The organism is Undibacterium sp. SXout7W (assembly GCF_049339385.1).
Taxonomy (GTDB): domain Bacteria; phylum Pseudomonadota; class Gammaproteobacteria; order Burkholderiales; family Burkholderiaceae_D; genus Undibacterium.
This window is the reverse complement of record NZ_JBMPPF010000033.1, coordinates 1-9,928: the sequence shown is the minus strand read 5'-3', so window position 1 is coordinate 9,928 and position 9,928 is coordinate 1. Positions and strand designations below refer to the sequence as shown.

The window sequence follows — 9,928 nt, the reverse complement described above, 5'->3', positions numbered from 1 at the left end:
TCTGGAATTAAGGGAGACAATATGCTCCATTGATCTTCGGTTAATTCTTCTCTTCGTGTCATGCTCCAAAGTTAACATAATCCGAAAAAAGTTAACAGACCCTATTTATGAAATGAGTTCTAGTAAATTTCGTAGGCACAGTCAACGGCGCGTCAATTAGCAAAACATGGAGCTTCACTACGGGAACTTCAGTTTTTTATGGTGGTGGTGCGTTGCCTCAATAAGTTATAAGTTCCGCTCTTCAAACAAAAAACCAGCTATGTTTCAATTGGCTGGTTTTTTGTTTGCGATTTGTAGATGAAATTCATTCGTCCAATTTCCACCTACACAAGTCGATGTCTTCGCTGTGCCGTCAAATATTACGGAAGAGCCTTTTTTTAGTTACCTCCGTAAGCACATATGTAATTAGGAGCGTCATAGGAATTATCCCAACCCGCACCGTGAGCACCAAAACCTGGATTCATCGGTGTAAAAATTCTTCCGGGAGCGGGCGATACATGTAAATTGCTACCTGCATCAACATAAATTCTAGTTGCAGTATTTGTATATAGGTCTGCATTAAAAGTACAGACGTATGTAACGGTCAGAGTGCAAGTCGGCCAATCCGCCGCACCATTTGAACAAATTGAAGTAATTAAAGGTGAACAAGCACTCGAAGTTGTATAACTGGGTGTACAACTTGCGCCACTGTATGTCGTCGTGGTTGTGATATTTCCTGTATAGCCAGCCGGACAAGATCCAGTTGTCGTTGTTGTTGCGGGGCAGACTGGCGGCGGTGGCGGAATCAGCGTACAAGCGCTCGTGTCCCAATACGAAGAAGTCGTGTTACCAGGGCAGGTCGTCGTCGTCACCAAATGCTTGAAGCCCGTATAGCCTGCATCGCAAGCTATATTGCTACCGACAACGATGCTTGGTGAGCACGTCGGTGTGCATCCGCTTGTGTCCCACTTAAACGTCGCAATGTTGCCAGGACACGACGTCGTCGTGACTCCAAACTTAAATCCTGTATAGCCTGCATCGCACGCAACATTGCTACCGTTGGTAACACTCGGTGTGCATGGAGGTGGTAGAGGAACGCAGCTTCCGCCGTTCCATGCTGTGCCAGCGGGACACGCACACGAAATTCCATCTGATTGCAAAACCTGATTTGATGGGCACGTATTTGCTACGCAACTAGGATTACCCTTTCCGTCATGTGTCAGCGATGTCCCCCATGGGCATACCGGATCATTGTCAACACAATGTGCTACGGTTGCACCAGTTAAGGTCCAATGTTTTCCGGTCGGGCAGCCCGGCGATTTTGGTTGAGGTGCACATGCGGCCGGGGTTAGCTCGCAGGTGCGGTCGACCGCTGGAGATGGCGTCGCTTTCACACATTGGCTTGTGTTAAAGGTCGGAGTGGTAGACACCACTCCAGACGGCCATTCGGCCGAGCAGGTGACAGTCGTCGTCGTATATTTTTTTCCTGAGTATCCCGCGTCGCACGCAACATAATTATTCACCACAGATGGAGTGCATGTGGTGGGTTTTGTTTGCGCAAAAACGGGTGAAGTTATTGCGACTAAAAGAGTGAAAATGAGTAGTTTTGCGTTTTTCATTTTATACATATCTATATATACGAAAAAATTAAAATTAATTGACACGGTTAAATAATATTTACTTAAAAAATATTGTTGCAATGTGCAGTTTAATCATCTAAATTGTCTATGTGATTTGATTTTCTGAATTTAAAAATTAGGGGTAAGGATGAGTAACAAAAAGAGAGATTTAACGGAAAAAACTGTCTTAAAAACGCTCAAAGGTAGGCAGACAAAACAGGTAGGAATCAGCATGCCAATCTCTCTCATTGAACGATTTGAAGAAGTAAAAAAGGAAGTAGAAAGTCAGGGTTACACACTTGTTCTGAGTGAGATCTGCTGCGAAGCGATTGACGATGCAATCGAACGGGCAGGAAAAGAAATGGCTGCTATCTTGAAAAAACAAGCGGCGCAAAAACCTTGATCAGATCATCTGTCAAACCTCACACGTGAAAGAAGTGATCTGAATTGATGTGTGCGCTAAATGGATTATGTTTATGCGCTAATTAGCGCATAAACATGCACTGTTTTTCTTATTCGAATTTGCAGAAATTTTTTAGCGTACTTTTATGCGCCAAACATGCGCTGAATATAAGCTAATTGGAGACGGAAAATGGATGAGCTTGATGACGCAAAACGAGACCTGGAAAATGCTGCGGTCCGTTTTGAAAACGGCGAAGCAGGATGGAAAGTTTATGCTGCTCAGTTGCATGCAAAGCTGGATGGAACAGAATTAGAGAACAGTCTTCTTATCCAGCAAATAAAAATCTTAAGTAGTGAACCCAGACCAGATCCAATGGACTTCAACTCCAAGAAAATCTTTTTTGAACAGAAATTGAAGCGGAAAAAAGGCAAACAGCGGGAGCAGATTCAGAATGAACTTCTTGCTTTAATGCCTCCCAATTTTTGGGAACCTATTATTTTAAAAAATGGAGAATGAAAATGCTGAATAACGATCCTTTGAGCAACGTAAGAAATACCGATTGGCATGATTTCTATATACAGACTACAGATTTGTATCTTTGCGATGAGACGACGATTCTAGCAGCGCATGGTGAGGCTCCGACTGAAGTAGTAAAGGCTTATGTGTATGGCATTTATGAGTCAAGAAAACGTGTTTCCTTGTTGAGTGGTGCTAGGTTTTAACCAAATTTTCGTGACTAAAAATTTTTTGTGACTGACTATTTTTATTGTAAATCTAAAAAAAAGAGCAAACAGCAAGAGCTAATTTTTGCTTCGCTAAAAATTATGTCCTCATCCTGCGGATTCGCCACCGCGCCCTTCGGTTGGGTGGTTGCAAAAGCAAAAAACGCATCACTTGGAGTATTGGTATGTCGAAGTTAAATCTTGATCGCAAGTCGCGACGTGGTCATCCAAAGTTAACAGATAGTGAATGTCGGAAAAATTGCGTTTCGGTGCGCCTCAATGAGGTCGAGCTTGAATTATTGAATCATCGACGAGGGGTATTAAAAAGAGGGGAATGGTTGCGAATGGCTGCGCTTGATCAGCTTCCTCCTGCCATCCCAGAACTGAATCAAAAAGCTTGGATTGAACTGGCAAGAGCTGCTGCAAATCTGAATCAAATCGCAGCCAATTTGAATTATGGCGAGCTTGTTGATATCCAAGTTATTCGCGATGAGCTGGCGAAATTTCGCAATGACCTGATTGGAATGACTTCAGAAAGTGAAAGTGATTTTTAATGAAAGGAATGCGCAAGATCAGCCGTGGATCAGGTTTTCATGGGGCATTGAGTTATGTCTTTGATCGCGAAAACGGAAGGGAGAAAGGGCGGCTTATTGGGGGGAATATGTCATGTGTTACTCCTGATTCCCTTGCTGCTGAATTTGGCATTTCCAGACGATTGCGGCCATCGATTAAGAAGCCCGTTTGGCACAATTCGCTTCGCTTACCTGCTGGTGAGAAGTTGAATGATTCGCAATGGAATCAAATTGCTGACGACTACATGCAGCAGATGGGGTTTGATGATTTTCACCCGCGTGTTTATGTTCTGCACGACGACAAAGAAGGGCAACACATTCATATTGTTGCATCAAGAGTCGACCTATCCGGTGCATTGTATCTAGGTCAAAACGAGAATTTGAAATCTACAAAAATAATCGAAGAACTTGAAAAAAAGCATGCTCTAATCGTTACGAAAGGCGTAGATAGAACGGGAGCAAATCCAATTGCATCAATGCCGGCGACAAAAAAATAAAGAAAAAAGAGCGAGAAAAATCGTTGCGAACTGGTATTGAGCCGCCGCGCCAACGACTTCAAATCTTGATCGACGAAGCCCTTAAACGCAATCCAAACGCGATGCAGTTTGCTCAATTTTTGACAGGTAAAGGGGTTAAAGTCATTGCCAACATTGCAGCGACAGGCAAGATGAATGGTTTTTCTTTTTCGTTAGGCGGCGTTTCCTTTTCTGGCTCAAAGCTTGGCGATAAGTATAAGTGGTCAAGCTTATTAAAACGCGGATTAACATTTGATCCGGCAAATGATGTGGCAGGCCTGACCGCATATAAATCCAAATCAGAATTGGAATCGGATCAGGTTATCGGCAGAATAGATGGATCATATACCTTCTATTTAATTAAATTTTTAAATCAAAAGCATCATGAGAACGGTATCGAATACCGCTGGCAAAACGGGAGTCCTGCCTTATTCGATAGCGGATCTTCCGTTCAAGTAATAGGGAAATCTTCCGCTTCAAAAGTTAAAGCGATGTTTGAACTAGCGCATCACAAAGGTTGGAAGGCGATCAAAATTTCAGGATCTGCAGAATTCAAAAAAATCGCGATCGCTGAGGCAATCCGACAGGGTATTCAAATCGCAAACCCAGAATTGCAGCAATATATAAAAATGCTGAAGTGGCCGAACGTGGATCAAGAGTCCACGTCTAAGTCGCAATTTGTATCTGGGGCCGCAATAGCAAGTCTCTCAAAATTTACGAATGAACTACTGTTGGATGAGGAAGAAAACATCCTAGCCGAGCAGTCACGAATTTGACACGGTTTTTTTTTCCTGTATTTTGATTTTCAGGTATTGAAAATTCATTCGGAAAACCATGTTGAATCAAAAAATCATTCGCCGTTTGCGATTAGCTCTCTCCACTTTGCAGCAAGAATATTTTGCGCGAGTCTTCATCGGATGCGAAAATGAAGTCGACGTACGCAACGAACTTGGTTGCATTGACTTTTTTGAGTCGCATTTACTGAAATCACTGCGACTGCGAAACCCTCAACCTCAACCAGGAGATCACGGTGGTTGAGAAAAAAACGAAATCCAAGTCAAAACCTCCGGAATTGAGCAAGGCTGAAAAGGCGCGAAATCGCTATATCACTGCGCGATATCAGGGGCGATCATTTTGGTTACGCATGCGTCTTCATGGTGTGCCGATTCAAGTTACGTTCGACTCGATTGAAGATGCACGCGCATATCGTGATCGAATGCTAGCTGATGCTGCTATAGATCCAACTCATCGCCAGGTTATTGAATCGCGGCAGAGTAAGGTAAAAGCTGATAAGGCAACCTTGGGATCATTGTTGATGCGCTATTCTTCAGAAGTTAGTGTGACCAAAAAAAGTGCCAAATCTGAGATAAATCGAATAAAAATTATTCTGAACTGTGAAATCGCACGGTTGCCAATCTTGCTTGTAAATCGGGAGGCAGTACTACGGTTTTTGGTTCAAATTCGCGCACGTAATATATCGGAGTCTACCGTTCGTAAGTATGTGATGGTGCTCAGCGCCTTTTTTACCACTGCAAAAAAAGTGTGGGGAATGAACGTCAGTAATCCGATCAAAGAGATTGTTGTGCCGAGCAATGGAAAGGGGCGTGATCGCAGATTCGCATCGGGAGAGTATGAAAGGATTGTCGCTGAAATTAAATCTGGTCACCCGATATCGCAAATGATAACTCTTTCGATTGAGACTGCTTGCCGGCGAGGAGAGCTTCTTAACCTCTTATGGGAAAATGTGGATCTGGAAAAACGAATTGCAGTCCTAAAAAACACGAAAATAAATTCAGAAACTCGCGTGATTCCTTTGAGTCGAACTGCTGTCACTATTTTATCCATGCTGCAACGAAAAGATTCTGGAAGGGTTTTCGATATTTCAGAAGATTCAGTTTATTCCGCTTGGTCATATGCGCGGAGTAGGGCGCTAAAAAAATATATAGATCAATGTGCAGCAGAGAATGTTGAGCCGAAAGCGAATTATATTAACGGTTTGCGCTGGCACGATATGCGGCACGAGGGAACCAGCCGGTTATTTGAGCATGGCCTTGATTTAATGGAGGTTGCATCTGTAACTGGCCACAAAACATTATCGATGCTGCGTAATTATACGCATTTAAAAGCGCAAAATTTGGCGCAGAAAATTGATCGGGCAACGGATTCCGAATTTTTTGAAAGAGACGAAAATGAATCGTGATGAAATGATTCGCAGCGTCCCTGTTCATGAATATAATGGTCGGCCATTTTTCATTCGTGTTACGGATATTCCGGATCCGTGGCGAGCACCGTTTTTAAAGACTTTAGTTGGTAGTCAGTGCCCAGCGTTCGAAGGTGAAGGAGATCTGGCGTATGCATGGGATTGGGAGCGCTGGGTGAATGGTCGATTATGCGCCGCTATTGGTTCTCGAATTGATTGATGATTTTCTGCCGAGGCGTACATGACAATCTTTTTTTGCGGCGATGTGCATGGTGATTTTCAGCATGTTGTAGACGCAGTAAAGCGTCATCGTCCTGCGGGCGTTGTCCTCTTGGGTGATTTGCAGGCGCGACAGCCGCTTGAGATCGAATTGGCCGATATTCTTCATCAAACCGAAGTCTGGTTCATTCATGGAAATCATGATACGGACTCTGATCCGGACTACGATAATCTCTTCGGCTCGTCGTTGGCAGATCGCAATCTCCATGGCAGAGTGGTCGACGTAGCCGGTGTGAAAATTGCCGGCTTGGGCGGCGTGTTACGTGGTCAAATCTGGATGCCCCCAGCTCATGCGAATTATTCATCTGCAGATGAATTTATTCGGAGATCTGAGAAAGGAAATCGGTGGCGCGGCGGCCTGGTCAGAAAACATCATAGTTCGATTTTTCCAGAGGATTTTCTCAAACTGCGTGGACAACGCGCCGATGTGCTGGTGACTCACGAAGCTCCGAGTTTTCATGCGCATGGTTTCGGTGTGATCGCTGACCTTGCCTGCGACCTTGGTGCCGGTAAGTCTTTCCATGGGCACCATCATGAGCAATTTGATTATCGAAATCAAAGCCAGGCCCGTGGTGTAGATGCTTTCGGTGTCGGTTTTCGCGAAATTATGGATTTGCGGGGGAGGGTTCTCGTCAATGAGGAGTTCGATGGAGTTCTTGATCCAGACGCCTCGGCTGACGCCGACACGCTACGTTACCAAACGGTCATCAATTAAATATATGAAAATCCACCTCCTCTCCGACATCCACTGGGAATCTGGCCCGTACCAGATTCCCGCAGATTTGGATTGTGACTTGATAGTCGCTGCCGGCGATATCGGTGTCTGCACAGAAGGTGTTGAGTGGCTTAAAACGCTGGAAAAACCTGTTGTCTATGTGCCGGGGAATCACGAATACTGGACAAAAAAGGACGCGCCAGTGGATATGTTAGTGATTCTCAAAAATATCAAAGATGCCGCTGCCGGCTCGAATGTTCATGTACTTGAAAATGAATTTATTGTTATCGATGATGTTCGCTTTTTCGGCGCAACTTTTTGGACGAATCTGGGTAGGTTCAACACGACACTGATTGATGAAGCCCGTCACATGCGTGACTATGCGCATATTTATTGTAAAGCCCTGTACGAAGATAATAATTTTCTCGCTCGGTTCTATCAATGCATAGAAAGATATTGCGCACTCAATGAAATTTACGACAGCAGCTACCAGCGGCATGTTCAGGAACGATACATCGACGTTGGGAGATTTCATCCATTTGTCGGTTATTTGCTGAACGAGACGTCTTGGAAAATCATTCAAAAAAAAATTCTGTATCAAGAGACACATGCCGACGCATCATTCTCCAAGACCGTGGTCGTCACACATCATCATCCGTCTTACCAAAGTCTCCAATTAGATGGCCTGACTGAAAGTGAAATTTATCCAACAGGCATTGCGGCCGGATACGGCCGGCAGCCCAATGGCAGGATGTATAAAACCGCCGCCTACGCCAGCGAACTACCTTTTTCTAATTTTGGTTTCGGTTCGGACGAGCCGCGTATTGATGCCTGGTTATGCGGTCATATACATCGAAAATGGATTATGTCTTTGACGGTATGCGTGTCATTTGCAATCCGCGCGGACGCCATATTAAACCTGTGACGGAAGATAACGCAAAAGCGTTTGCATTATTTGGACTTCCTGTGTCGGAAGAAAGTATTCAGGAATCTCAACAGCGTTTTGCAGCGAATCCTTTCCAAGGTGACGGCGTGGAATTCGATGCAGGCCTGCTCATTGATTTGCGAGACGGCGTGATTCCATCATTGCGAAGCGAGATCGCTAGACACATTCCGCAGTTAAGGCGGCTGCATACCGAGATTCAGGAATTCGTCGGCTGCATGAAAGAGGCGGAGGAAACCGTCGTCAAGGCTTTGGAGGAATGCGTTGAAACGCGAGCAAATGAGTTCGAGAAATGCGTGCGGGAACTTGAGATGCTGATCAAAAAAAATACGAATGCATTTGCGGATTTTTCAGCTGCCGGATTGAATTACGACAAATATCGTTATCAGTCGTTATTCGATCGCGATGCTCCAGGTGCTCGCGAAGTAACCGAAGCAATTATTGCAGCACAAAAAAATGTTATTCAGAAATTGATGATTTTTTGCTCGGAAAAGTAAAGTGTTATTGTTGCCTGGATTATTGGCGTAACACCGAACTGGCGCGATATACCAGATTTGTTAGATACCATTGGGCACACCTATGTGCGCGAGGTTGAAATCGAAGGGTGGTTGCGAGCGTCTGGCCGGCCGTGGGAGCGATGGGTTGCCATTGATGACAAGGTACATTGGTTTAGGCCGTTTTTGCCGAATTTGGTGAGGTGCGATTCGCGATTTGGATTTGACGAAAATGTTGCTTGGAAATTAAAAGCTAAACTGAGAGTTGCTCAACAGTATTTTCACGGGTATCTCGGTTAAGCCGCATATTGTATGCCTCTACGAATAGAGTCGATCAGGTGAGGAAATTTTGAATATATTTATTGATACGGAATTTACTGACTTCGTTAACCCTCAGTTAATCAGTATTGGTTTGGTAGCAGCGAGTGGCGAAGAATTCTATGCAGAAGTGCCTTATTTCGAACCTGCTTGCAGTACCTTCGTCAAAGAAGTGGTGATTCCTTTGCTTGGGGAACCCCAAGGCGCGGCCTGCTCAAAGCAGGAGCTTGGCGAACGCGTGCTCATATGGCTGGGTTCGGTACGTCCTTCTAACGCAATACTCGAAATTTGTTTTGATTTTCAAACTGACTGGAATTTATTTGCGATTGCATTAGGCGGTTCTGTTCCGATTTGGTGCCAAGCCCGACTTATTGGACGAGAGATTAACGAATTACTTCGCTATGACTTTTACAAGCGCAACCAACTGCCAGAACATCACGCTCTATATGATGCTCAGGCGATGCGATACGCGTTTCGCGAGCGTACGCCGGTTGCTTTTGACGACTAAATTTCAATAGTCGCAATTCAAATTAAATGAAGTGAGGTCTCTAACTCATTTGATAATCTTTGGCAGGTGAAGTCCAGATTCATCCTTATGAACGAAATCCATGTGGTGATGATTTCACTGACAACTTCAATAGTCCTAAAAATTTCATCCTAACCCATCACCACCTAATTCATTCATCAAAGCAAAGTGACAGGTTGAAATTTTCTCTGCTACATCAGCAAGGAGATTCATGGTTTCCTCTGTGAAAGAATCATCATGAATAAAAACTTGTGTATCCTCTCCTATCAGAGCCATAACTTTCATTGACTTCATCGGCACTTGATTTTTTTCTGCCAGAGCCATTACATCTTGAAGAGTAGCTTCTTGAAATGCAGATTTTTCTCTCTCGTAAACAGGTGTCTTTTTATCTGTTGGGTATCTGAAGTAGGCACTTGATGAATCGATTTCTTTCAATCGTACAAATTTTGAACCGAGATCGTCTTCAAATTTCCAATTGGTATTTGTTATCTCATTAAGTTCATTTTTCTTTTCAATGGTAAGCACCCGGTAAAGTCGTCTTGAACCGCGCTCCGGATTTATAGAACATAGTGTCCACGTAATAACTGGGTACATGTACATTATGAATCTGAATGCAGTTCCTCCCGTGCCAAGGCGCCGACGC

15 protein-coding genes are annotated in these 9,928 nt (G+C 44.1%); 13 read left to right on the top strand and 2 right to left on the bottom strand.

Annotated features, from left to right (window positions below):
- Nucleotides 1–886: 886 nt before the first annotated feature.
- Complete coding sequence (locus ACO0LB_RS20065) at nucleotides 887–1,129, bottom strand: hypothetical protein (RefSeq protein WP_423052386.1); 243 nt, start codon at nucleotides 1,127–1,129, stop codon at nucleotides 887–889.
- Between the two features lie 617 nt (nucleotides 1,130–1,746).
- Here ACO0LB_RS20065 and ACO0LB_RS20060 point away from each other — a divergent pair.
- The 13 genes from ACO0LB_RS20060 to ACO0LB_RS20000 all read left to right on the top strand — a co-directional run bounded on the left by ACO0LB_RS20060 (nucleotide 1,747) and on the right by ACO0LB_RS20000 (nucleotide 9,267).
- Complete coding sequence (locus ACO0LB_RS20060; protein ID WP_423052384.1) at nucleotides 1,747–2,001, top strand: hypothetical protein; 255 nt, start codon at nucleotides 1,747–1,749, stop codon at nucleotides 1,999–2,001.
- 189 nt (nucleotides 2,002–2,190) lie between these two features.
- Nucleotides 2,191–2,517: a hypothetical protein gene (locus ACO0LB_RS20055; RefSeq protein ID WP_423052382.1), complete on the top strand. Its 327-nt coding sequence runs from the start codon at nucleotides 2,191–2,193 to the stop codon at nucleotides 2,515–2,517.
- A gap of 391 nt (nucleotides 2,518–2,908) precedes the next feature.
- The gene (locus ACO0LB_RS20050; protein ID WP_423052380.1) at nucleotides 2,909–3,277 is read left to right on the top strand and encodes an ATP-binding protein; all 369 of its coding nucleotides are present in this window, start codon (nucleotides 2,909–2,911) and stop codon (nucleotides 3,275–3,277) included.
- Entirely contained in the window at nucleotides 3,277–3,792 is a 516-nt protein-coding gene (locus ACO0LB_RS20045; protein WP_423052378.1) for a relaxase/mobilization nuclease domain-containing protein, read from the top strand. Before ACO0LB_RS20050 ends, ACO0LB_RS20045 begins: the two co-directional genes overlap by 1 nt.
- Before the next feature lie 65 nt (nucleotides 3,793–3,857).
- The gene (locus ACO0LB_RS20040; RefSeq protein ID WP_423052376.1) at nucleotides 3,858–4,586 is read left to right on the top strand and encodes an LPD7 domain-containing protein; all 729 of its coding nucleotides are present in this window, start codon (nucleotides 3,858–3,860) and stop codon (nucleotides 4,584–4,586) included.
- A gap of 58 nt (nucleotides 4,587–4,644) precedes the next feature.
- Nucleotides 4,645–4,848 (top strand): hypothetical protein, encoded by a 204-nt coding sequence (locus tag ACO0LB_RS20035; protein WP_423052374.1) that lies wholly within the window; start codon nucleotides 4,645–4,647, stop codon nucleotides 4,846–4,848.
- Nucleotides 4,841–6,010, top strand: coding sequence for a tyrosine-type recombinase/integrase (locus tag ACO0LB_RS20030; RefSeq protein ID WP_423052373.1), 1,170 nt, complete (start codon nucleotides 4,841–4,843; stop codon nucleotides 6,008–6,010). The genes ACO0LB_RS20035 and ACO0LB_RS20030 overlap by 8 nt, the downstream gene beginning before the upstream one ends.
- Nucleotides 6,000–6,230, top strand: a complete 231-nt coding sequence (locus tag ACO0LB_RS20025; protein WP_423052371.1) for a hypothetical protein — start codon at nucleotides 6,000–6,002, stop codon at nucleotides 6,228–6,230. The genes ACO0LB_RS20030 and ACO0LB_RS20025 overlap by 11 nt, the downstream gene beginning before the upstream one ends.
- 21 nt (nucleotides 6,231–6,251) lie before the next feature.
- Nucleotides 6,252–7,004: a metallophosphoesterase family protein gene (locus ACO0LB_RS20020; protein ID WP_423052370.1), complete on the top strand. Its 753-nt coding sequence runs from the start codon at nucleotides 6,252–6,254 to the stop codon at nucleotides 7,002–7,004.
- 4 nt (nucleotides 7,005–7,008) lie between these two features.
- A complete protein-coding gene (locus ACO0LB_RS20015) occupies nucleotides 7,009–7,929 on the top strand; it encodes a metallophosphoesterase (protein ID WP_423052368.1) in 921 nt (306 codons plus the stop codon).
- The gene (locus ACO0LB_RS20010; RefSeq protein ID WP_423052366.1) at nucleotides 7,926–8,444 is read left to right on the top strand and encodes a hypothetical protein; all 519 of its coding nucleotides are present in this window, start codon (nucleotides 7,926–7,928) and stop codon (nucleotides 8,442–8,444) included. The genes ACO0LB_RS20015 and ACO0LB_RS20010 overlap by 4 nt, the downstream gene beginning before the upstream one ends.
- 6 nt (nucleotides 8,445–8,450) lie before the next feature.
- Nucleotides 8,451–8,741 carry an HAD domain-containing protein gene (locus tag ACO0LB_RS20005; RefSeq protein ID WP_423052388.1) on the top strand — a complete coding sequence of 97 codons (291 nt, stop codon included), beginning with the start codon at nucleotides 8,451–8,453 and terminating at the stop codon, nucleotides 8,739–8,741.
- Between the two features lie 49 nt (nucleotides 8,742–8,790).
- Nucleotides 8,791–9,267 (top strand): hypothetical protein, encoded by a 477-nt coding sequence (locus ACO0LB_RS20000; protein ID WP_423052364.1) that lies wholly within the window; start codon nucleotides 8,791–8,793, stop codon nucleotides 9,265–9,267.
- A 144-nt stretch (nucleotides 9,268–9,411) separates the two neighbouring features.
- Here the strand turns inward: ACO0LB_RS20000 and ACO0LB_RS19995 are convergent.
- Nucleotides 9,412–9,928: hypothetical protein (locus ACO0LB_RS19995; protein ID WP_423052362.1), on the bottom strand; the 517-nt coding region annotated here is incomplete at its 5' end.